The organism is Belliella marina (assembly GCF_042682445.1).
GTDB classification, from domain to species: Bacteria; Bacteroidota; Bacteroidia; order Cytophagales; family Cyclobacteriaceae; genus Belliella; species Belliella marina.
In genome coordinates, this window is sequence record NZ_JBHUHR010000012.1 from 160,529 (window position 1) to 183,710 (window position 23,182).

Consider the following 23,182-nt stretch of genomic DNA (forward strand, 5'->3'; position numbering starts at 1 on the left):
CAACGTACACTAATCACCCAATCAACTGATAACTAATTGACCCAAAGCTATATTCACTGAAAACCATGCGGTTTACAATCTCAATTTACCGTAACTGTCACCGGGTTTTCCAGGTTTCTCTGAATGTTTTCAATCATATTTTTATCTGGTTTTCCATCATGCACAAAATACCTGAATTTGCTGATGTAGGTTTCTCCCGGGGCGATTGTGAATCCATTGTCCACAACTGGTGAAAAAACCCAATAGGGCATGCTGGGATGTACTCTCACAGTTTGTGGGTAACGGAAATTATCCGGGAATCCAAATACTGTAACACCGGCATCTGAACCTGATATTTTCCCACTGACACTGATCCATTTCGCTTTGGTATGGTTTACATTTTCCAGTGTAAATCCTTGGTCACTCAAGACTTCCCAAGGATTTTGAAAGTGTAGGCTATCATCAGGGTTCCATTCCCTACTTCCCCTCAATGCCATCCCTCCATAGATGTATTTTTCCAAAAACAGGGTGTCACTACTCGTATTTGTTTGTTCAGAGTAGATGTCGAACATGAAGAAATCAGACACCGGATAGATTCGGATATCCCATTTTTCTTCCAAAATCTCCCCGTTTTCCATACTGATATGGCTTTGTGAGCTGATGATTTGACCAATTGTTTGTCCTTCTTTTACAGACAAAACATCTTTATGAGCGACTGTCCCCAAGCTATCTAACTGATTCCAAAAATCAACCTTTTTTCCCTTGAACTTGGTGTTTACCCAAGCATTGTATAGCGCATGTTGGTGCATATGCCCAGCTGGGAAATCATCCGTTACAATTGCACCATTGGGGCTTTTGAGTGGGTGGATAAAACCATTTTTGGCATACAATTTACTTTTTCCATTTGGTGGAAATGCCATCTCTTTTTGATAATAAAACAATTCTTTGTCATCGACTTGTACTCGGATTCCTTTCTGGTCTTCAAGTATTTTTATAAATGAACTGTTGGGGGTGTTACTGGTATTTTTTATCAATCGGTATGTTTTTGGTATGTCAGATTCCAAACTATCTACAAAAACAATTAATGTCAAACTGTCCAGAATTTCTACCGGGATTTTTTTGCCGGATTTGGTTTCTTCCAAGAGGTAATTTCCTGTAGGTTCTATAGCTGCGTTTAGCGAAATGCTTATAGGAACAGCTATTCTGTCATAGCTTCCAGGATCAATTGTGATCAAAATATCTGGCTTTCCACAGCTCTGAAGCCATAATGCGAGTAGAATGATAAATGTTGTATTTTTCATTTTTATAAAGTGATTCGTCAAACTTAACCAAGGAAGTTTTAGAATCAAAAAGAAAATTTATTCTATCTATAAAAGGGCAAAATTGTAGTAATCAATATTGACCATGCATGGAATTTTTTTTGATTGATGAAATATAATTAGTTTCTTTGGAATGTACTCAATAGATAGTATGGCTATATCATGGCAATGGAAATGAAAGAACAAGCACTTCGTCAATTGGTAGAGGGTCTTTCTAAAGGAGATGAAAAAGCCTTTGGAAAGCTTTATCAGCTATTTGGAGAGAAGGTGTATCACATTGCCAGAAAAATGAATCTGAGCCATGAAGATGCGGAAGGAATTGTACAAGAGGTGTTTTTGAAAATCTGGAAAAAAAGAGCCAATCTTGACCCTGAACTTTCCATCAATGCCTATATGATTGCGATTGTACGGTCTTTGGTCATAAAAAAATCAAAGAAAGAAGCCCGCTTTTTTGCCTACCAGAAATACAAGATACCATTGATTTCCTTTGAAGCCTCCAGTGATCCTGAACTGGAATTGATTTATGCCGATTTCCATCATATTTCCTCAGACATCATAGACCAGCTTCCGCCGGGACAAAAGCAGGTATTTATTTTGAGAAATTTTGAAAATCTGAGTACGGACGAAATTGCCGAAAAATTAAACCTATCCAAAAGAACAGTTGAAAATCAAATTTTCCGTGCATCAAAAGGCATCAAAGACAAACTCCAAAAGCTTAAAATCATTTCAGCAAGTATTTTTCTACTGATGATCGAATCGATTTTTTCTTGATATTTATTTAGACCTGCAACCCAAGCATCTTTGTGGAGAATGAAGAAGTGCTAGAATATCACTTAGGTATTCTGACAGTCTCTTCAAACCCATTCCATAAACGGATGTTCTTTAATGTTTATCCCGAATATCCTGTCTTGCATCAAAATGTAATTGGAAGTTTTTTTATGATATTATGTATATCCGCTTTCTTACCAGTAGCCCTTTAAAATAATGTATCCATATTGTTTCTAGGACAAGTTGACTACGCCACGGCACAAGTCAACCGTCGACACTCGTGGCCGTGGCGTAGTTGACGATTTATTTTTTTTACTTTTTTTCAAAGTTGCGTGAGTAAACCCGGGTACTTAGAGCTATATGTATCAAGTAAAGAGAAAAATGGATCGAAGAAAACAAATAGAAGATTTTTTCAAAGGCAGTTTGTCTGAAGAGCAGGCGAAGGATTTACTTGCTTGGTTGGACTCTGTAGAAGGAGAGGAATTCATGTCTGCTGAGGTGCTACAGCTTTGGTCAGAAAAATCTATAGAAGGGAAATATAAAGAGTGGGACTCAAAATCCCTGTGGGAAAAGATCAATAAAAATAAAGAGGATTATCCTAGTCCACAATTGCACAGGGATAGGGTAATCAGAAAGAGCATACTTCCTACTTGGCTAAAAGTGGCAGCTTCGTTTTTGATAATTGGAGTTTGTACGCTTTTGGTCTTTACGGTTGTGAATTCCATTAAAACCGATTCGGAGCTTGTAACATCTGCGTCAAAAGTAATAGAGAAATACAATCCTCCTGGGCAGAAGACTAAGATCCATTTGCCTGATGGCTCCACCGTATACCTCAATTCGGAAAGTAGGATTGCTTATAGCGAGGATTTTCTTACAAATAGACAAATCTCTTTGGTAGGAGAAGCCTTCTTCAATGTTGCAAAAGACGAAAATAATCCATTTTCGGTAACATCAAATGGAATCACTACAACTGCTCTTGGCACATCATTCAATATTTCGACCTTCAATAAAGCAGAAAAAGTCGTGGTCACTTTGGTCACGGGAATAGTAAAACTCAACAAAGTAGGGAAAGAGGATGCCTTGATCCTAAATCCCGGAGAGGAGTCAGTGCTTTCCGAGAAGGATGAGTCATTTGATAAAAGGATAGTTGATGTAAGTCAAAAAATTCTCTGGGTAGATGGAGTCTTGCGATTTGAAAAAACTTCCATGGATGAAATGGTGGCGGTACTCGAAAGATGGTACGGTGTCCAAATCAAAGTCCAGGGTAGTCCGGAAAAATTTGTGGCGACAGGTACATTTGAAAACAACGAAACACTCAAAAATGTCCTTCAGGTCTTGAGTGCTTCCATAGGTTTTGATTACAGTTTAAAGGAAAAAGAAGTACTGATAAAATTCAAATAAGCAGGCTTATGAATATATAAAAAGGATAAAAAAACAGGAACGTACTGCGAATACGTTCCTGCGAACATCAAATCTTAAACAACCTATGAATAGTCGTTGGTAGCTGCTTTTCATAGATTAATTCAATGTTTCATTTTACAATTCCCAAAAATATGAAAAAAATATTACTAGCGGTAATTATGTCAATCAAGTTATTATTGAAAGGAGTAGCTTTACTCTGCTTGACATTGGGGCCATTATTGGCAAGCACATCGAAAGCGCAGGTCAAGAGTATCGATGAGGTATTCTTGAAATTGGAAAAAAGCAATTATACGCTTGCACAATTTTTTAGAGAGACAGAAAATAAAACGGATTTCAAATTTTTCTATACTGATCAAGCTATAAAGACCAGTGAAAATGTTGTATTGATTTCAAACTCTGGCAGTGTGGAGGATTATCTTCTTCAGATTGCCAAACAGACAGATTTGAGTTTCAAACAGGTCAACAATACGATCAGTGTGATAGTGAATACCGACAAGCAAAAAGCTAGGGTAAAAGCATTGGAAATTATCCCCATAACCATCACTGGTACAATACGGGATGATTTGGGAGATCCTTTGCCTGGTGTGACGGTGATGGTAGAAGGTACTTCCATTGGCACGGTAACAGATATCGATGGGGTTTATACCATTGATGCCAATGAAGGACAGACTTTGGTCTTCTCTTTTTTGGGTTTTCAGAAGGAAAGAAGAGTAGTGGGAACAGCAAGTATCATTGATTTGACTTTGAGAAAAGAAGAAAGTGATCTTGATGAATTTGTAGTAGTAGGCTACGGAATGCAGCAAAAGAAAGATATCACGGGATCTGTAAGTTCTATGGGAGCCAGACAAATTGAAGATCAGCCGATCATCAGTTTGGATCAGGCGATGATAGCCCAGATGGCAGGTGTACAGGTGACACAGGCTACAGGTGCTCCAGGAGGTGGTGCTTCGGTAAGGATTAGAGGTGCAGGATCGTTGACAGCTGGCAATGAACCGCTTTATGTAGTGGATGGATTTCCAGTAACCAATGATTTTGACCAAAGAAACAATCCCTTAAATACCATCAATCCTAATGATATCGCAGATATTCAGGTGCTAAAAGATGCTTCTGCTACTGCGATATATGGTTCGAGAGGATCCAATGGAGTGGTGTTGATTACCACCAAATCAGGTAAATCAGGTGTCTCCAAAATCGACTTCAGTGTAAGTACTGGGATACAGCAAGTAGAAAAGCAATTGGATGTGTTGAATGCAACAGAGTTTGCGAGATATATCAACGAAGCCAGGAACAATGCCTGGGTAAATTCAGGACCAGGAAGATCAGCATCAGATCCAAATTCGGCTAGATTGAACAACGTCATGTATTTGCTTCCCGAGCAATTCAGCAATCCGGAGTCTTTGGGTGAAGGGACAAATTGGCAAGATGCCATTTTTAGAACTGCCATGATGAGCAATTATCAGTTGAATTTTTCAGGTGGAAATGACAAGACCAAATATTTTATTTCCGGTGGATATCTTGATCAAGAAGGGATTATCATCAATTCTGATCTGAAACGTTACTCCTTCAGGGTAAATGTAGAGTCCAAAATGAATGAGAGGGTAAAAGTAGGTGCGAATATTACTCCTTCCTATACTTTCTCAAACCAGTCTTTGGCTGAGGGGAATTGGCAGGGAGGTGGAATCATCCAATCAGCAATCACAGCAGGACCACATTTGACCCCTTATGATGAAAATGGAAACTATACCAAAATCACAGGTCAAGGGATAGGAACAAGTGAAGTGGACAATCCTGTGAAAATTGCCAATGAATATTTTCACCAACAAAGTACTTTGAGACTTCTCGGAACTGCTTTCGCAGAGATCAACATCATTGACAACCTAAATTTCAAAACACTTGTAGGTGCTGATATGAGGAGTTTTAGAGAGGATATCTTTAGCTCTTCCATCATCAATCCCAACAGTGTCAATCCAACCAAGCCAGCAACAGGCACTAATACGACTTCGGAGACACGAAACTGGTTGTCAGAATTTACCTTGAGCTATGCAAAAACCATAGAGAAACATACTTTTGATGTGGTAGCTGGTTACACGATTCAGCAAGAACAATTTGATTTCAACAGAATCAACGGAACAAACTTTCCCAACGACGAAATCAAAACCATGAATGCAGCTGGTTTGATAACCAATGCATTATCTACCAAAGAAGAATGGTCACTGATCTCCTATTTGGCTAGACTAAATTACAATTTTGACAACAGGTATTTGTTGACAGCTACAGTGAGAAGGGATGGATCATCTAGGTTTGGTGAAGATAACCGATGGGGTGTGTTCCCATCAGTTTCTTTGGGCTGGAGACTTTCGGAAGAAAACTTCATGAAGGATGTAAGGTGGATTTCTGAATTGAGATTGAGAACAAGTTATGGTTTGACTGGAAACAACTTTATCACAAACTATGGTGCAATTGGTTTGACTGGCCCAGAAAACTACCCGTTTGGATCAGGTTCGGGTACAGTTAACAACGGTGTCAGGTTGACAAACATCCCGAATAGTGGATTAGGTTGGGAGAGAAACAAACAACTGGATATTGGACTGGAGTTCGGGTTGTTGGACGATAGATTCTATCTGTCATTTGACTATTACAACAAAAGGACATCTGACTTGTTGTTGAATGTCCCAGTGCCTACTTTGACAGGCTATTCCACCGCACTTCAGAATATTGGAGAAATCCAAAACAAAGGGTTTGAGTTTACATTGACCAGTAGAAATTTGGTTAAAGCTTTCAAGTGGACTACCGATTTCAACTTCTCTACCAATGACATCAAAGTATTGGCATTGGGAACAGATGGTTCACCTATAATTTCTAGACAAGCTACTTCTGCATCGGCACCGACGCATATCACACAGATTGGCTCTGCTCCGGGAAGCTTCTTTGGCTACAATGTAATCGGCGTCTATCAAAATCAGCAGGACATAGACAACAGTGCAGTAATCATGAATGGAAATGGAACAATACAGTCAAGACCTGGTCAGTTGAAGTTTGAAGATGTGAATGGGGATGGTGTAATCAATGCGGCAGATAGGACTGTATTGGGAAGTCCTTTTCCTGACTTTACTTATGGAATGACAAACACTTTTGCCTATAAAAACATTGATTTCTCTTTTACACTCCAAGGAGTGCAGGGATTTGAAGTACTCAATGCTGCAAGAAGATATTATGGCAACTATGCTGGATCTTATAATGTATTGAGCAGTGCTTCGAATGGCTGGAAGTCTGAAACAGATCAGGGTGATGGTGTTTCGCCAATGATTGATAGGAATTTCAATGCCTATGCTGGAAGTAATGTCGTCAACAACATCACTTCACTATTTGTAGAAGATGGTTCTTTCCTTAGAATCAGAAACATCACATTAGGTTATACCTTGCCTTCGTCTTTATTAAACAGACTCAAAGTAGCCAATGCAAGGGTGAACTTCACGGTTCAAAACGCATTTACATTCACCAAGTATGAAGGTTTCAATCCTGAGGTAAGTGCACAGGGAGGAAGTCCTTTGGTGCCGGGAGTAGATGCAGGTGGTTACCCACTAGCACGTTCATTTATGTTTGGTTTAAACTTTGGCTTCTAAATAGATATAGCGATGAAAAATATTAAAAATTTATTGATAATTGGATTAGCTGGTTTATTGGCAGTGACAAGCTGTAGTGAGGATTTCTTGGATCGGGCTCCGATTTCGCAGCAAAACAGCAATAATTTCTACAAAACAGCAGAAGATATGAAGAATGCCTTGACGGCTGTATATGGTTCTCTTCAATATGGAGGACAATACTATTCTTCCATTCATGTAATTGGAGATATGCGCTCGGACAATACCGAGATCACAAATCCAAATGCTGGTGCCGACTTGCAGGCAGTAGATAATTTTACCAATGTAGCGGTAAACTCCATTGGCAATAACACTTGGAATGCGAACTATCAAGGCATCCAAGCTGCAAATATTGTTATTGAGAAAATCCAAGCTGTGAACATGGATCAAAATCTGAAGGCAAGATATGTCGGAGAGGCAAAATTCTTGAGGGCTTTGATGTATTTCAATTTGGTCAGAATCTTTGGAGATGTTCCATTGGTAGTGACAGTGATCAACAATCCTCTGCAAGGATACGAATATGGTAGAGAATCTGTGGCCAATGTCTATAGCCAAATTATTTCTGATTTGACAGAGGCAGAAGAATCACTGCCATTTACTTACGGTGCTGCGGATATTGGAAGGGCAACAAAAGGAGCTGCAATGGCGCTTTTGGGAAAAGTACATCTAACCCTGAAAAATTATCCAGAGGCTGCGCAAAAACTAAAAGAATTGATTGATGCTTCTGGACAGACGAATTATCAGATTTTGCCTCAGTATGCTTCAATCTTCGGAGCGGCGAATCAAAATAATGCAGAGTCTATTTTCGAAGTACAATTCAAAAGCAGCTCAAGTGGAGAGGGTAGTCCGTTCACCAACCAATTTGCACCAATCGGTTCTGGTGGAGCGGTAGTTTCTGTTGGAAATCCATTGGGTCAAAATATCCCGACTGCCGATATGAACAATGCCTACGAAGAGGATGATTTGAGAAAAGACGTTTCCATGAGAACAAGCTATGTGCTCAATGGGAATACTGTAAACCACAATTATGTAGTCAAATACTCAGGTACTCCTGCGGCAAATCTTGACAGTGACAACAATTGGATAGTATTGAGATATGCTGATGTCCTTTTGATGTATGCAGAAGCGCTCAACGAACAAGGTTATGTGGCTGATGGCCCCGCTTTTGATTATTTGAACCAAATCAGAAACAGGGCAGGACTTCCAAGCAAAACCAGCGCAAATGCTGATCCGAACTTGAGTGTCCCAAACCAGGCAGCATTCAGGCTTGCTGTAGAGCAGGAGAGGCGAGTTGAATTGGCATTCGAAGGTCACCGATGGTTTGATTTGATCAGGACAGATAGAGCCTTGGATTTGTTAAGTGCAAAAGGTATGCAACCTCATATGTCAATTTTCCCTATTCCACAAAGTCAGATTGACATCAATCCTACGAAAATTTCCCAGAATCCGAATTACTAAATAAACCCCCACATAGAACACGATTGTCCCTGCTGCTCCATTTCGGTGGAGCGGCTGGAATGATCACATTTTCATCCGCAAAATCATCATTTGATTCAGGGGACTGGAACCCTATTGACTAATTTGAATCTAAATTCATTATGAAATATACCTTTCTATTATCCACTTTGGCTTTGTTGCTTTTTCAAATTTCAGAAACCTCAGCCCAAGAAGTGTTGACCTTAAATGTCAAGGATGATGGGTATCGTGGGATTTGGTATAGTGATCAGCCTTCCAATGACGAATATGTATACAAATACAGTGGTGGATTGGGGACTTACCCTGCAAACCATTATCCTTTTTCAATTTATGTAAAGGAAGTTAATAAGACATTTTTCTGCTATGGAGGCTCGGATAAAGAAGGTAAAACCCTACTTCATGCAGTTTCATTTTTTGACCATAAAAGTAAAAAAGTACCAAAACCTACGATCGTTTTGGATAAGAAAACAAACAATGCGCACGACAATCCTGTCATGAACATTGATGATGAAGGTTACATTTGGATTTTTTCCACAGCACATGGAACCAACACGCCTGCATACATCCATAAGAGCATCAAGCCTTATGATATTTCTAAGTTTGAGCAAATTTTTGCCACCAAAAAAGTAGAGGGAGAAAATGTCCCAATGGACAATTTTTCTTACCTACAGACTTGGTATCAAAAGGAAAATGGATTTCTGAATTTGTTCACACATTATGACCGAAATGTAATCCCAAATCAAGCCACCAAACCCCGAAGAACTATTGGTTTTATGACTAGCAAAGATGGAGTCGAATATTCTGAGTGGAAGGATTTGGCTATCATCGAAGAGGGGCATTATCAGACAAGTGGACAGTTTGAAAATATCATCGGCACAACTTTCAATTTTCACCCCTATAGAGAAGGAGAAAATGGGTTGAACTATAGGACAAATCTATACTATCTACAAACTGCGGATTTTGGTAAAACTTGGCAAAATGTCTTTGGTGAGGAAGTTACCATTCCATTGACAGAAATAGAAAATCCAGCTTTGGTAAAAGACTATCAGGCACTTGGCGAGAATGTCTATATCAATGATTTGACTTATGACAAAAATGGGGATCCCATCATTCTGTACCTCACAAGCAAAGGCTATCAATCAGGGCCGGATAATGGCCCAAGGTCTTGGTTTACTGCCAGATTCACCGGTTCAGATTGGGAAATCAAGCACTTGACTGACTCTGACAACAACTACGATATGGGTTCTCTCTATGTTGATTCCAAAGGAAATTGGACTGTGATAGGTCCAACGACTTCTGGTCCACAAGCTTATAATACTGGTGGAGAAATGGTCCTTTGGACGAGTTCTGACCAAGGAGAAAATTGGAAAAGCAAAGCCATGACAAGCCAAAGTGAGCGCAATCATTCCTACGCCAGAAGACCTGTCAATGTTCACAACGATTTCTTTGCCTTTTGGGCAGATGGACATGGCAGAAAACATGATATCTCGAAACTTTATTTTTCCGACAAAAAAGGAAGGGTCTATCAGCTTCCCGAAGACTTGAAAAGTGATTTTGAAAAGCCTATCCGATTGAAAATTTCAAAGAAATGAGCAAGTCAACAGTCAACGGTCAATAGTCAACAGAAGAAGTAGAGCTAGTTAATTTCAGTACCTATTATTGATTATAAAAATGTCTAATATGATAATTGGCAAAGAAGCTTAAATACTTTAACTAAATCATGAAAATTCAGATTACAGCACTTTTAGCTATTTCTTTTCTTTTTTCCTGTTCGTCCAAAACGGAACTGGAACTTCCACTTATTGACAATATTGCGCTTGAAAAAAGCATGTTGAAAGTGGAGATTTTGGCGGAAAACTTGGATGTTCCTTGGGATTTGGAGTATGCTGACGATGGCTTTCTGTGGTTCAACGAACAAGTAGGAAAGATTTCTAGAATCAATTTGGAAACTGGAGAGATTCAGGAGCTTTTGACCATCGATGAAGTTTGGCAAAAAAGAACTGCAGGCTTATTGGGCTTGGCTGTTCATCCTGATTTTGAGACTAATCCCTACATTCTTGTGAACTACACGGTCATGGCAGATAGTGTGATTTCCAATAAATTGGTAAGATATAATTTTGAAAATGAAGCGCTGATTTCTCCACAAGTGTTGTTGGAAATTCCCGGGAATACAGCACACAATGGCTCAAGGATCAAGTTTGGCAAGGATGGAAAAATACTTTGGGCTACAGGAGATGCTTATGGATTTGACAATGCTCAAAGTGATACTAGCCTGAATGGAAAAATCCTGAGAATCAATTTGGATGGCAGCATTCCTAAGGACAATCCCAATCCAGAAAGTTATGTTTGGGCAAAGGGTTTTAGAAATATACAGGGACTGACTTTGGATTCCCAAGGCAGAATATTCACTTCAGAGCATGGAGATGCGATAGAAGATGAAATCAATTTGATAGAAAAAAGCGGAAATTATGGATGGCCCGCTATTGAGGGTTTTCATGATCTGGAAAAAGAAAAGGAATTTGCAGAAAAGAACAATACGATTGAGCCTGTTTATTCTTGGACGCCAGTAGTAGCACCGGCAGGGCTTGATTTTTATGGTGATTTATCTATAGAAGAATGGAAAAACAGTCTCTTGTTGACCACTTTGAAAGGGAAGAGTTTGCGTATTTTGAAGCTGAGTGAGGATGGTAAATCAATTGTAGATGAGACTGTGTTTTTTGAAAATCACTATGGAAGATTGCGGGATGTAGCAGTATCCGCTTCGGGAGATATTTACATAGCAACAAGCAATCATGACTGGAATCCTCAGCCAGGATTTCCATTGGATGGTGATGATAAAATTCTCAAAATCAGCTTGACGAAATCAGCATCCCACGAACCTTTGAGAGGAGCCTCTCCAAAAACGGAAATCGGACTGGATGGAAAGCAACTTTACAGCAACTATTGCGCTTCCTGTCACAAAGAGGATGGAACTGGAGTCAAGGAAATTTTCCCAACATTAATTGATAATCAGACAGTATTGGGAAATCAAGAGCAATTGATCCAAATCATGCTGAATGGGATTGAAAATAAGGAAAGTGGGCAGATGATGCCATCATTTTCATTTATGAAGGATGATGAACTTGCTGCGATTCTGACATTTATCAGACAGGAATGGGGAAATGCTTCTTCCGCAATCAGCCCAAACACAATCAAAGAAAAGAGATAATCATGTCTAACCAGAATAATAGCAATAAAATCATCTTAAAACTTATGGCACTTGGGCCAGGCATCATCACTGCCGCTTTGGTTTTTGGGCCAAGTAAGATGACCATTACTTCCAGGTTGGGCGCTGAATATGCCTACGACATGCTTTGGATTGTGGTGGTAGCGATTTTCTTTATGTTGATTTTTACTGGGATGGGAGCGAGAATCGGCATAAGCAGCACAGAAAGTTTGCTTACACTCATCAGAACCAAGTGGGGAAAGTTTGCTGGTATTACGATAGGATTGGGGGTTTTTCTTGTTTCGACTTCATTTCAAGCTGGAAATTCGATCGGAGTGGGAATAGCTGTAGCCGAGGCAAGTGGTACAAAGCCTTGGATTTGGGTTTTGGTTTTCAATGCGCTTGGAATTGCCTTGCTGTTTTTCAGAAGTTTCTATAAGACATTGGAAAGGTTGATGATTACCTTGGTTGGGATCATGCTTTTTTCATTCCTGACTACCGTCTTTTTGGCAAAGCCATCTTTTTCTGGAATAGTGAATGGATTCATCCCTTCTGTCCCGAGTGGTTCCGAAGGCTTGTTGATCGCATTTATGGCTTCTTGTTTTTCGATTGTAGGGGCATTTTACCAGTCATATTTAGTTCAGGAAAATAGAAAACCTGGTCAAGTGGGAGAAAATAAAAGTGCTACAGGAATCTTGATTTTGGGTGTGATGAGTGCGGTGGTGATCATTTGCGGAGCGGCAGTTTTGCATCCACAGGGAATCCAAGTGAACAGCGCATCCGAAATGTCCATTGCCTTGCAACCTCTATTTGGTTCCTATGCTTCACATTTGTTTTTGGCAGGTTTGTTTGGAGCATCATTTTCATCATTGGTCGGCAATGCGACTGTGGGGGGGAGTTTGTTGGCAGATTCACTTGGTTTCGGAAAAAGTTTGAATGACAAAATTGTCAAAAGCTTTATCGCTTTGGTGATGGTTTGCGGGGCGAGTATTTCTCTGATCTTTGGCAAGCTTCCTCTCGAACTTATCATTTTCGCCCAGAGTGTCACCATTTTTCTCGTGCCATTCATTGGTATGGCAATGTTTGCGATTGCGAATGACGGAAGTATCATGAAGAAAAATATAAACAATGGTTTTACAAAATCCATAGGAACTCTTGGCTTGCTCTTGCTTTTGGGGCTCGCAGGATGGAATTTCTATCAATTATTCATAAAATAAATGCTTTTCATAAAGCAGTAACGGAAAGATAAAGTATGAAATCGAGTTTAACTCAATTCACTTATAAAGGAATAATCATTTAGGTTGCGAGATTCCATGGCCTGCCCCGACTAATCGGGGTGACCTCTGAAAAACAAATTATAAACACATGAAAGATTTAAAAACTTTGGAGCAAGAGATGTTGGTGCCTTCTGAGGCATTGATTCGGGATATTGCCAAGATCGAAGGTGATATTCTACTTCTTGGTATTGGTGGGAAAATGGGGCCTAGTATGGGCAAACTCGCTGTCCAAGCATGCAAGGCAGCAGGTATAGAGAAAAGAATTATTGGTGCATCAAGGTTTTCTGACCAAAAAGCCAAAAAAGCACTGGAAGAAGATGGGATAGAGACGATCGTATGTGATCTTCTAGATGATGAAAAGTTACAAAGTCTACCTGATGTGAAAAATGTCATCTATTTGGCTGGGAATAAATTTGGTACAACAGGAAATGAAGGATTTACTTGGGCGATGAATGCCTATTTGCCAGGAAGGGTTGCGGAGAAGTTCAAAAACTCAAACATTGTGGTTTTTTCCTCAGGTAATGTCCTTCCTTTTGTCCCTGTGACTTCCGGTGGTGCTTCCGAAGAAACTGCCCCTGATCCAATAGGTGAATATGCCCAATCTTGTTTGGGAAGGGAAAGGGTTTTTGAATATTTCGCAAAGAAGAACCAAACCAAAACCTTGATTTACAGACTGAATTATGCTGTGGATTTCAGGTATGGGGTCTTGATGGAAATCGCAAAATCTGTGATGTCAGGAAATCCAATTGATCTTAGAACAAGCAATGTCAATGTCATTTGGCAAAATGATGCCAATGAGATTGCCTTGAGATCTTTGTTGCATTGCGAGTCTCCAGCAAAAATTCTGAATGTCACAGGACCGGAAATTCTCTCGATCCAATGGGTGGCAGAGCGGTTTGGGGAGTTGTTTGACAAAGCTCCACAATTCATCCATGAACCAACCGGGACAGCCTTACTCAACAATGCTTCCGAATGCCATCGCATTTTCGGATATCCTAAAGTTTCCGTAAGGGAGATAATCGACATCACCGCTGCTTGGATTTTGCAGGGTGGCGAGGAGTTTGGCAAATCAACACATTTTCAAGAAAGAGGAGGGAAATTCTAATGACACAATTAAGCAGTATTTTAAAAACACATTTGCAGCATGGGACAGTCATTCCAGCACACCCTTTGGCGCTGAATGCTGATAGAAGTTTGGACGAAGCAAGGCAAAGGCAGTTGACACGCTACTACATTGCTTCTGGTGCTGGTGGAGTAGCTGTTGGCGTTCATTCTACACAATTTGAAATTAGAGATCCGGAAATCAACCTTTTTGAAACTGTCCTTAAGATGGCTGCCGAAGAGGTTGAAAAGCAAAAGCTGGAGCGGCCATTTTTGAAGATAGCTGGAATCTGTGGTTCTACGGAGCAAGCTGTGGCTGAAGCAAAATTGGCTTTGAAGTATGGATATGATATGGGTTTGTTGAGTATGGGAGGGCTGCAAGGTTGGACTGAAGCCCAAATTCTGGAAAGAGTAGTGAAAGTTGCCGAAATCATCCCTGTTTTTGGTTTCTACCTTCAGCCTTCGGTTGGAGGTAGAATTTTCAGTTTTGATTTTTGGTCAAAATTCGCCGAAATCCCCAATGTGGAAGCCATCAAATGCGCTTCTTTCAATAGATATCAAACATTGGACGTGATGCGAGCTGTAGCTGGAAGCAGTAGAAAAGATGAAATCGCCATGTACACTGGCAATGATGATAATATTGTAGCGGATCTTTTGACCAAGTACAGTTTCAATATCAATGGTATGATTCATGAGAAGGAATTCGTAGGGGGATTGCTGGGTCATTGGGCTGTTTGGACCCAAAAAGCTGTAGAACTTATGGCTGAGATCAAGTTTTGCAAAATGAATCAGGATGAAAAAAGCTTCCACAAATTGCTGACAAAAGGCATCGCCATCACAGATGTAAATGCGGCGTTGTTTGATCCTGCAAATAGCTTCCACGGCTGTATTCCTGGAATCCACGAGATTTTGAGAAGACAAGGATTGTTATCGGGGACTTGGTGTTTGAATCCAGACGAAAAACTATCACCTGGTCAAAATGAGGAAATTGACAGAGTCTATTCCAGTTATCCTGAGCTGAACGACGATGCTTTTGTAAGTTCATTTTTATTGAATGATAAAACCTAAGCTTATGAAAAAGATAAGGTTATTTTTGATTCTTTCGTTTCTACTTTCTCTTTCCATAGCTGTCCATGGACAGGATGAATCAGCCCAATTCACAAATCATGGAGTTCAATTGACAGCGTCCATGATTCAAGGTAGTTTGTTTGTGGAGGACAATTCAGGCAGGACTTTGGTCTACACAGTTGTGAGGGGGGAACCTGCCCATTTGCTGGCATTTGATGTGGATTCCAAACAATTGTTGTTGGATATTCCATTGCCAAAAGCAGATGGTGTTTGGGATTTGGCACAGGCTAGCGATGGAAGCCTGTACATACCGGGAGCAAATGGAAGTTTGTTCAAGCACTTTCCAGGAACGCAAGAGATAGAAGACTTAGGCATTGTACTGGAAGGGGAAACTTACCTTTGGAATCTGACGGCAGGATTTGATGGAGAGGTCTTTGGGGCGACCTATCCAGGGTGCAGGATTTTTAGGTATCATCCAGATCAGGGATTTTCAGATGTTGGAAATGGCCCAATCGTAGAAGGAGAAAATTATGTAAGAAGCTTGGCATTTCATCACAAGACGGGGCTATTGTATGCTGGAGTGGGTTCACATGCGCACCTGATAGAAATTGATCCAAAGACCGGGAAGATGAATAGCTTGTTGCCTAAGAAATATCAAGAAAAGGAATTTGTCTATTCACTGGAAATTATTCCTGGGAAAAATGGGGAAGACAGGTTGTTTGCATTATTGACTGCTGGACACGAAACATTGGTTTACAACCTTAAGACGAAAAAATTTGAGCAGGAAATAATTGGTATGGATATGAAAGCAATCACTTCAGATAGTGGTGGGAAACAGGTTTTTCATACTTCCAATTCAAATCTTGTAGCTTTTAATCCCAAAAAGGCATACAAAAAAAACAAGGTACTTTTGGAAGGGGCAGGCACTGCCAATGCTTTTTTGTACAAAGAAAATGGAGAGCTTTTGATGCTTAGTGCTGGAGCTAATCTCATCAAATACAATGTCAAAAGCAGAACGGTCGAAAAGACAGAATTAGAAATAAAGGGACTGGCGATTCCTATCAATGCGATTGCCTACGGACCTGATGGGAAAATCTGGACGGGAGGATATTTGGCGGGAGGGCATGCTTCATTTGATCCTTCGACCGGGATTCACCAAGAATTCAAAGGATTGGATCAAACCGAGGGAATGGCAGTTTTTGAAAATGAAATTTATATCGGTATATATCCCAAAGGGAAATTTTATGTTTTGGATACAGAAAAAGACTGGGACATGGTGGGTCAAAATCCGAAGCCTCTTGGTCAGATAGAAGGTCAAAGTAGATCTTTTGCGCTTACAGCTATTCCTGATTTGAAGAAGATGGCATTTGGGATGATTCCTGAGTATGGGAAACTTGGAGGTGCTTTGGTCATTTATGATATCGATTCAGAAGAATTGGAGACTTTCTATCAACCTATTCCAAAGCAGGGGATTTCAAGTTTGATATACAACAAAGGGCTTTTGGTAGGAGGTACGACCATATCAGGAGGTCTGGGGAAAATGCCAGAAACCAAAGATGCAAAATTGTTTGTTTGGGACATGGAAAAATCGGAAGTGAAATCGGAATTGACACCTGTAGCTGGAGCCTCCGCAATCACAGGTTTAATCGAAGGACCTGACGACAATGTTTGGGGAATGGCAGATGGAACGCTATTTATCTTTGATGTTGAGAACAATAATATCATTTCCACCCATAAACTTTATGATTTCCCAGAGTTCAAAAGCCATATTTGGAGAAGTGCTTTCTTGGTCCTACACCCTGACGGGAACATCTATGGGACAGACAATAAAATGCTCTTCAAAATTGATCCCAATACCAAGGGATTCTCAAAAATTGCGGAAGGAACAGGATTATTGGTGAAGGATAATGAAGGGACGTTATTCTTTAGAAAAGGGACAGAACTTTGGTCTTTCAAGCCAAAGCCTAATTGATCAGACTTTAATTCACAATGAAAAATTGACAGAAATATGAAAGCTCTTAAAAATAGAATCTCTTGTGTCTTCCTTTTGGGGCTGGCATTCCAATTAGGTTTTGGATGCTCGGAAAAGGAAAAAGAAGAAATACAATCGGAAGAACCGAACGTTGATTTCGTGGATCAAAGTTTTCAGGCTGCCAAGCCTTTGTACAGCAATTTGCTGGAAGAAACTAGTGGTAACTTCACTGACTACCCACATGCAATCAATCACGATGGAACCATCAAATACCTACAGATAGATGAATGGACGGGTGGGTTTTGGCCCGGGATACTTTGGTATATGTATGAATATACCGAGGATGAGCAATGGAAGCAAGCGGCTTTGGATTGGACACATTCCCTAGAATCCAATCAGTTCAATACAAGTCATCATGACATAGGCTTCATGATGTTTTGCAGCTATGGCAATGCTTTGAGATTTGACAAAAAGTATGAGTATGATCAGATTCTGATTGAGTCTGCAAAATCTTTGGTGAAAAGATATTCTCCTATAGTAGGAAGTATCCAATCTTGGAACAAAAGAAAATCAAAAGGAGACATCAATACCTGGGAATATCCTGTCATCATGGACAATATGATGAATCTGGAATTGCTTTTCTATGTCACTGAGATCACTGGAGATTCCTCGTATTACGATGTTGCAATCCAACATGCCACACAGACGATGAAAAACCACATCAGAGATGATTTCAGTACCTACCATGTGGTCAATTATGATCCCAAAAATGGAGATGTTCTTCATCAACAAACATTGCAGGGCTTTTCTGATAATTCCACTTGGGCTAGGGGACAAGCTTGGGGGATTTATGGATTTACGACCATGTACAGAGCTACCCGAGACAATCAGTTTTTGGAAACGGCGATTGGGTTGGCTGATTTTTTCCTAGACCATCCGAAGCTTCCTGAAGACATGATTCCTATTTGGGATTTCAATGTTGGTGAAGAGGGGTTTATACCAGATTGGGATTTTGATCCTACAAAATTTAAAGTGCAGCCAAGAGATGCTTCTGCTGCTGCAATAACTGCTTCGGCCTTGTTGGAGTTATCGACTTATGTAGATGGTGAGCAAAAGAAAAAGTACTTCGATGCGTCAGAAAAAATGCTGAAATCATTAAACTCTGACGTCTATTTGAATGCAGGTGATGCCAACCCATACTTTCTACTCAAACATAGCACAGGGAATCTTCCAAGTAGCAATGAAGTGGATGTGCCTTTGATTTATGCAGATTACTATTTCTTGGAAGCCTTGTTGAGATATAATAAAATGAAAGATAATGAATAATAAAATTATTTCGAATTCGAAAATTTATTAGTTTGGTAGTTTCAAAGCCAAATTATAAAACTATGTATTACAGACTGATCTTTCTCAATTTATTTCTACTTATCTCTCTTAGCAACCAAGCCCAAAATGCTAAAGAACTCACTTTGATGACCTATAATATTTATCATGGTGAAGATCCTTACAATTTAGGGCAAAGTAATCTTAGGGACATTGCTGAATTGATTCTTGAAATACAACCTGATTTGGTGGCTTTTCAAGAAGTGGATAGCATGACAGTCAGAACTCAGGGTTTCAATACCGGCAAAAAGTTGGATGTGGTAAATGAATTGGGGAAAATGACTGGAATGCAATCTTTTTTCGCCAAAGCCATTGATTACTCGGAGGGCGGATATGGAGAAGGTTTGCTGAGTAACTTACCTGTATCGTTCAAAAGTTATTCCTTGCCAACCCCACATGGAGGTGAAGGAAGAAGTATAGGTGTAGCGGAAGTGGAAATTGGCAATACGAAACTCTTGTTTGCAGGAACTCATCTGTGCCATGAATTTGAAGGCAACAGAAAGGCACAAGTAGAGGAAAGTATTCGGATTTTGAAAGAGTCTGGGTTTCCTACGGTTATAGCAGGGGATTTTAATTTCACTTCGGAAGAAGTTGGGTACGAAGTTATTTCGGAACACTATACAGATGCAGCATTGGATTTTGGTGATCCCCAACTGACCTATTCTTCCAAAGATCCTAAAAAAAGGTTGGATTACTTTTGGTTGGATAAGGGGTCTGATTGGGAAATTGTTTCAGTGGAGGTCTTAGAGGTGGCTTATTCAGACCATTTGCCTGTTGTCATCAAAGTGAGGTTAAAGGATTAGGACAGGTCTATTTTGGTGAGACTCTAATATACAAACCAAAAATTAACCACAAGGAACACCAAGGTTTTCACAAGGGTCACAAAGTGTATAAGAAAATAAAGTGGCAAAACGCAAACTCGTTGAGTCCTTAGTGCCACCTTTGTGTTCTCCGTGGTTAAAATAGAACGAAAATCGGAAAAATAAGAGATCAGGGCTACGCCCCTCTGGGCTTTGATAGAATCTTTTTTTCTACGAAGATAGTAGGGCTAACGCCCCTAATTTCTGTTCCTAAATAATAGTTTATTTGATATTATTATGGGGGCATAGCCCTGTGATCTGAGAGCGTTGGAATAGGTCGACCACGGTGAGTTTCTAAAATACAAACCGAAAATTAACCACAAGGAACACCAAGGTTTTCACAAGGGTCACAAAGCGTATAAGAAAATAGGTGACAAAACGCAGACTCCTGGTGTCCTCTGTGTATTTTTTGCGTTCTCCGTGGCTAAATCAGACCAATCAATGACTAATTTAACGAATCAACCTATTTAACTAATCCCTAAATTAATTTAATAACCATCTACATAATAAGAGATCAGGGCTACGCCCCTCGAAGGTGTGCTTTATTGCCTAGTTTTCTACGAAGATAGTAGGGCTAGCGCCCCAGTTTCTTATTTATTAACCAAAGTTATCTTTGAATATTATTTGGGGGCGTAGCCCACAGTTCTTGGTAGTAAAAACGGAGGTCAAAGTCGCTGTCAGGGGCGTAGCCCTGTGATCTGAGAGTGTTGGAATAGGTCGGCCATGGTGAGTTTCTATAATACAGACCAAAAATTAACCACAAAGGACACCAAGGTTTTCACAAGGGTCACAAAGTGTATAGGGAAATAAGGTGGCAAAACGCAGGTTCCTTGTGTCCTTAGTGCCACCTTTGTGTTCTCCGTGGTTATATTTATATAGAACAATGAATGACTAACTTAACCAATTCCTAAATTAACATAATTACCACCTACTAATATGTCGAATTTTAGGAGTAAAGCCCTTTAATTTAAATTTGTCTTAACATTATTTCCCCCAGACACTTGGGTCTTTTCTCCATTCTACCAAAGAGGCTAGGGTCTCGTCATCATCTATGTAATCTTTGGCAAGCGCTTGAGGAAGCATGGCTGCATAATCACTCAGGCAAACCAATTCCACTCCTGCATTTTTGAAATTTTCTGTTGCAACATCAAATCCGTATGTGAAGATGGCGACCATTCCCAAAACTTCAAATCCTGCATTTTTGAGATCCGCCACTGCTTTGAGTGAACTACCTCCAGTAGAAACCAAATCTTCAACTACCACTACTTTCTGGCCTGGTGTGATTTTTCCTTCAATCATATTTTCCATGCCATGGCCTTTTGGTTTGGAGCGGACATAGACAAACGGAAGACCCAAAGCATCAGCAAGCAATGCTCCCTGTGGTATGCCTGCAGTCGCAACACCAGCAATGGCTTCTACACCCGCAAAATCATGTTGGATGGCTTTTATCAAGTTTTCTTTGATCAAATCCCGGACTTTAGGAAATGATAAAGACAGTCTATTGTCACAATAAATCGGTGATTTCCAGCCAGAAGCCCAAGTGAATGGTTTCTCTGGTTGAAGACGGATGGCTTGAATTTCTAGAAGTTTTGAGGCAACTTCAGCAGCTACAGTTTTGTCAAATAATTTCATGTCTCAAAAATAGTAGATAAATATCAAGTGGAACTGTGCAGGATGGTTTTTTTTATGCATTTTTGGATTTCTATGTAACCTCTATTGGTAATAATAATCCAAAGCCATGAAGATTTTCATTAATGACAAACCTTTGGACATTCTGAGTCCGCATGAACTTTCTGTTGACAGGACTTTTGAGTGCATCTACGAGAACCCAGTAGACCTGCCTCCCACGATAGATTTCCATGATGATGTTCTCATCACGAACCCTTCCAAAGACATTATCATCAAACTGCTCTACCTGATGCGTACGAGGAAATTGAAGAACCTTGATTCAGTTGTATTGGTGGCTGTAGATAAAGAGGAGACAAAAGAATTTATCAAAAGTAGGTTTACTATCATCAAAGCAGCAGGAGGGATTGTAACAAAGGGGGATAAAGTCTTGTTTATCCATCGATTGGGGAAATGGGATTTGCCAAAAGGGAAATTTGAGAAAGGGGAGAGTCCTGCCGAATGTGCCGTCAGAGAAGTAGAGGAAGAGTGTGCCATTCAAGTGAAGATGGGCAAAGAAATCTGCAAAACCTGGCATACTTACACACATAACAGAAAAAGTATCCTCAAGAAAACCTATTGGTTTGCCATGGAGAATTTGAATGATTCCGGGATGAAGCCTCAGAGGGAAGAAGGGATAGAAGACATCAGGTGGCTATTGCACCATGAAGCCAAAGTGGCATTGGTGAATTCCTATCCTTCTATGCGTTATTTGTACAAAAGGTTTTTGAAGATGGTGCCCAAGGTTCAGACATCGTAAGGCAAATATTTGTTGATATCGGCTTCATATCTATGAACCTCCCTGATGATGGTGGAACTGATTGCCGCAAATTCCGGTGAAGTGATCAAAAATACCGTTTCCAGACTTGGGTTCAGGTTTCTGTTCATATGGCTGATGGTGTTTTCGTACTCAAAGTCAGTCGTATTTCTCAGTCCCCTGATCAAAAAATCAGCACCATGCTTTTTTGCAAAAGTGGCTGTCAATTCATTGTATACAATCACCTCAACTCCGCGATTGTTTTCATAGACACTTTTTATTTTGTCTACCATCATGTCTATATCAAAATACCTGTTTTTCTTCGAAGAGTTGTATCCAATAGCTATGATTACCTTGTCAAATATGTTCAATGCCCTTAAGACAATGTCATGGTGACCGTTGGTAAATGGATCGAAAGATCCGGGGAAAATAGCTGTTTTTTTCATGATTAGGGGGCTTATTGAAATTCCCAGTAACTTTCAAAGAAGTTTGAATTTTTGAATATTTCAGCTCCAGCAAGGTATTGTTGGTTGGGTTTCGGCTGGCTTAATATAAAATTCTTGAAATAGGTATTTCCAAACTCTTGATCAATTTCCAATTGTGCATGTTCTCCCATGAGTGTTACTCTGCAATACTTTCTGTCAAACTCCAATTGGTGCGTAATTCCATACAGGTATTTCATCAATCCCTCCTTGTTTTCACATTCAAAAACATTGAATGAAGCCAGCTCTTGGTTCTTAAAAGCAGCTATGTGAAAATTTTGGCCAAATACTGAGATCAATATCTCTTGGTTGAGGAAGTTACTTTTGATTCCCAAGGCATAAGACAGCAGGGAACTTGTCCCATGATGGTATGTGATCTTCCTTTTTTTGGACTCAAAGACAGTACTTAGTTTGTCTTCAATCAAAGAAGCTACATAAAGGTTGTTGCTGTCTATACTTGAATAGAAATAGCTTATGTCAAGGGTTTTTCCATCTGAAAAATTCAGATAAGTATCGATATGGTTTGCATCGAATATCACTCCTGGAATCAACGAAAATGATTTATGGTACAGGAATATTTTTGCTGGCACATCCAGATTGAAAAGCTTATCTCTTTCCAATACAAATTTGAGGGAATTAAGATCCGAAAAGAACTTTTGGTGTATGCCTGATATTTGATGGTTTACATCTTTTGACAATAGGATGTATTTTTCATCAAATAAGAAAAGCGATAAACTTGACACCGAAGAAGTGTCAAATTTATCGCTATAAATGTTTTCCTGAATATTTTCTACAGTGTTAGCCAAG

The 23,182-nt window shown here is 39.9% G+C and carries 17 protein-coding genes; 13 read left to right on the forward strand and 4 right to left on the reverse strand.

Features of this window, described 5'->3' with window-relative positions; genetic code table 11:
* Positions 1-80: 80 nt before the first annotated feature.
* The gene (locus ACFSKL_RS03905) at positions 81-1,280 is read right to left on the reverse strand and encodes a DUF6807 domain-containing protein (protein ID WP_376883666.1); all 1,200 of its coding nucleotides are present in this window, start codon (positions 1,278-1,280) and stop codon (positions 81-83) included.
* Positions 1,281-1,466: 186 nt separating this feature from the next.
* Between ACFSKL_RS03905 and ACFSKL_RS03910 the strand changes: the two genes are divergently transcribed.
* The 12 genes from ACFSKL_RS03910 (at position 1,467) to ACFSKL_RS03965 (ending at position 19,414) form a co-directional block, all read left to right on the forward strand.
* Positions 1,467-2,069, forward strand: coding sequence for an RNA polymerase sigma factor (locus ACFSKL_RS03910; RefSeq protein WP_376883667.1), 603 nt, complete (start codon positions 1,467-1,469; stop codon positions 2,067-2,069).
* A gap of 378 nt (positions 2,070-2,447) precedes the next feature.
* Positions 2,448-3,467, forward strand: coding sequence for a FecR family protein (locus ACFSKL_RS03915; protein WP_376883669.1), 1,020 nt, complete (start codon positions 2,448-2,450; stop codon positions 3,465-3,467).
* A 152-nt stretch (positions 3,468-3,619) separates the two neighbouring features.
* Positions 3,620-7,111 (forward strand): SusC/RagA family TonB-linked outer membrane protein, encoded by a 3,492-nt coding sequence (locus ACFSKL_RS03920; RefSeq protein WP_376883671.1) that lies wholly within the window; start codon positions 3,620-3,622, stop codon positions 7,109-7,111.
* 12 nt (positions 7,112-7,123) lie between these two features.
* Complete coding sequence (locus ACFSKL_RS03925; RefSeq protein ID WP_376883672.1) at positions 7,124-8,587, forward strand: RagB/SusD family nutrient uptake outer membrane protein; 1,464 nt, start codon at positions 7,124-7,126, stop codon at positions 8,585-8,587.
* A 140-nt stretch (positions 8,588-8,727) separates the two neighbouring features.
* Positions 8,728-10,197: a BNR-4 repeat-containing protein gene (locus ACFSKL_RS03930; protein WP_376883674.1), complete on the forward strand. Its 1,470-nt coding sequence runs from the start codon at positions 8,728-8,730 to the stop codon at positions 10,195-10,197.
* A gap of 128 nt (positions 10,198-10,325) precedes the next feature.
* Positions 10,326-11,813, forward strand: coding sequence for a PQQ-dependent sugar dehydrogenase (locus ACFSKL_RS03935; protein WP_376883676.1), 1,488 nt, complete (start codon positions 10,326-10,328; stop codon positions 11,811-11,813).
* A gap of 2 nt (positions 11,814-11,815) precedes the next feature.
* Positions 11,816-13,027, forward strand: coding sequence for an Nramp family divalent metal transporter (locus ACFSKL_RS03940; RefSeq protein ID WP_376883678.1), 1,212 nt, complete (start codon positions 11,816-11,818; stop codon positions 13,025-13,027).
* Positions 13,028-13,175: 148 nt separating this feature from the next.
* Positions 13,176-14,192 (forward strand): NAD-dependent epimerase/dehydratase family protein, encoded by a 1,017-nt coding sequence (locus tag ACFSKL_RS03945; protein ID WP_376883679.1) that lies wholly within the window; start codon positions 13,176-13,178, stop codon positions 14,190-14,192.
* Positions 14,192-15,256 (forward strand): dihydrodipicolinate synthase family protein, encoded by a 1,065-nt coding sequence (locus tag ACFSKL_RS03950; protein WP_376883681.1) that lies wholly within the window; start codon positions 14,192-14,194, stop codon positions 15,254-15,256. Before ACFSKL_RS03945 ends, ACFSKL_RS03950 begins: the two co-directional genes overlap by 1 nt.
* 4 nt (positions 15,257-15,260) lie before the next feature.
* Positions 15,261-17,228, forward strand: a complete 1,968-nt coding sequence (locus ACFSKL_RS03955; RefSeq protein ID WP_376883683.1) for a ligand-binding sensor domain-containing protein — start codon at positions 15,261-15,263, stop codon at positions 17,226-17,228.
* A 36-nt stretch (positions 17,229-17,264) separates the two neighbouring features.
* Complete coding sequence (locus tag ACFSKL_RS03960) at positions 17,265-18,554, forward strand: glycoside hydrolase family 88 protein (protein WP_376883685.1); 1,290 nt, start codon at positions 17,265-17,267, stop codon at positions 18,552-18,554.
* 62 nt (positions 18,555-18,616) lie between these two features.
* A complete protein-coding gene (locus ACFSKL_RS03965) occupies positions 18,617-19,414 on the forward strand; it encodes an endonuclease/exonuclease/phosphatase family protein (RefSeq protein ID WP_376883686.1) in 798 nt (265 codons plus the stop codon).
* Positions 19,415-20,455: 1,041 nt separating this feature from the next.
* On the opposite strand, the gene pyrE is transcribed toward ACFSKL_RS03965, so the two are convergent.
* A complete protein-coding gene (pyrE, locus tag ACFSKL_RS03970) occupies positions 20,456-21,103 on the reverse strand; it encodes an orotate phosphoribosyltransferase (RefSeq protein ID WP_376883687.1) in 648 nt (215 codons plus the stop codon).
* A 106-nt stretch (positions 21,104-21,209) separates the two neighbouring features.
* Between pyrE and ACFSKL_RS03975 the strand changes: the two genes are divergently transcribed.
* Positions 21,210-21,896 carry an NUDIX hydrolase gene (locus ACFSKL_RS03975; RefSeq protein WP_376883689.1) on the forward strand — a complete coding sequence of 229 codons (687 nt, stop codon included), beginning with the start codon at positions 21,210-21,212 and terminating at the stop codon, positions 21,894-21,896.
* On the opposite strand, the gene coaD is transcribed toward ACFSKL_RS03975, so the two are convergent.
* Positions 21,884-22,339 carry a pantetheine-phosphate adenylyltransferase gene (gene coaD, locus ACFSKL_RS03980; RefSeq protein WP_376883691.1) on the reverse strand — a complete coding sequence of 152 codons (456 nt, stop codon included), beginning with the start codon at positions 22,337-22,339 and terminating at the stop codon, positions 21,884-21,886. The two genes, ACFSKL_RS03975 and coaD, sit on opposite strands and share 13 nt — an antisense overlap.
* A gap of 11 nt (positions 22,340-22,350) precedes the next feature.
* Positions 22,351-23,181, reverse strand: a complete 831-nt coding sequence (locus ACFSKL_RS03985; protein ID WP_376883693.1) for a DUF3822 family protein — start codon at positions 23,179-23,181, stop codon at positions 22,351-22,353.
* Between the last annotated feature and the right edge of the window lies 1 nt (position 23,182).

Bases quoted from the DNA above. Each gene is read 5' to 3' on its own strand.
- ACFSKL_RS03905 (WP_376883666.1), bottom strand. From the start codon at position 1,280: ATGAAAAATACAACATTTATCATTCTACTCGCATTATGGCTTCAGAGC.
- ACFSKL_RS03910 (WP_376883667.1), top strand. From the start codon at position 1,467: ATGGAAATGAAAGAACAAGCACTTCGTCAATTGGTAGAGGGTCTTTCT.
- ACFSKL_RS03915 (WP_376883669.1), top strand. From the start codon at position 2,448: ATGGATCGAAGAAAACAAATAGAAGATTTTTTCAAAGGCAGTTTGTCT.
- ACFSKL_RS03920 (WP_376883671.1), top strand. From the start codon at position 3,620: ATGAAAAAAATATTACTAGCGGTAATTATGTCAATCAAGTTATTATTG.
- ACFSKL_RS03925 (WP_376883672.1), top strand. From the start codon at position 7,124: ATGAAAAATATTAAAAATTTATTGATAATTGGATTAGCTGGTTTATTG.
- ACFSKL_RS03930 (WP_376883674.1), top strand. From the start codon at position 8,728: ATGAAATATACCTTTCTATTATCCACTTTGGCTTTGTTGCTTTTTCAA.
- ACFSKL_RS03935 (WP_376883676.1), top strand. From the start codon at position 10,326: ATGAAAATTCAGATTACAGCACTTTTAGCTATTTCTTTTCTTTTTTCC.
- ACFSKL_RS03940 (WP_376883678.1), top strand. From the start codon at position 11,816: ATGTCTAACCAGAATAATAGCAATAAAATCATCTTAAAACTTATGGCA.
- ACFSKL_RS03945 (WP_376883679.1), top strand. From the start codon at position 13,176: ATGAAAGATTTAAAAACTTTGGAGCAAGAGATGTTGGTGCCTTCTGAG.
- ACFSKL_RS03950 (WP_376883681.1), top strand. From the start codon at position 14,192: ATGACACAATTAAGCAGTATTTTAAAAACACATTTGCAGCATGGGACA.
- ACFSKL_RS03955 (WP_376883683.1), top strand. From the start codon at position 15,261: ATGAAAAAGATAAGGTTATTTTTGATTCTTTCGTTTCTACTTTCTCTT.
- ACFSKL_RS03960 (WP_376883685.1), top strand. From the start codon at position 17,265: ATGAAAGCTCTTAAAAATAGAATCTCTTGTGTCTTCCTTTTGGGGCTG.
- ACFSKL_RS03965 (WP_376883686.1), top strand. From the start codon at position 18,617: ATGTATTACAGACTGATCTTTCTCAATTTATTTCTACTTATCTCTCTT.
- pyrE (WP_376883687.1), bottom strand. From the start codon at position 21,103: ATGAAATTATTTGACAAAACTGTAGCTGCTGAAGTTGCCTCAAAACTT.
- ACFSKL_RS03975 (WP_376883689.1), top strand. From the start codon at position 21,210: ATGAAGATTTTCATTAATGACAAACCTTTGGACATTCTGAGTCCGCAT.
- coaD (WP_376883691.1), bottom strand. From the start codon at position 22,339: ATGAAAAAAACAGCTATTTTCCCCGGATCTTTCGATCCATTTACCAAC.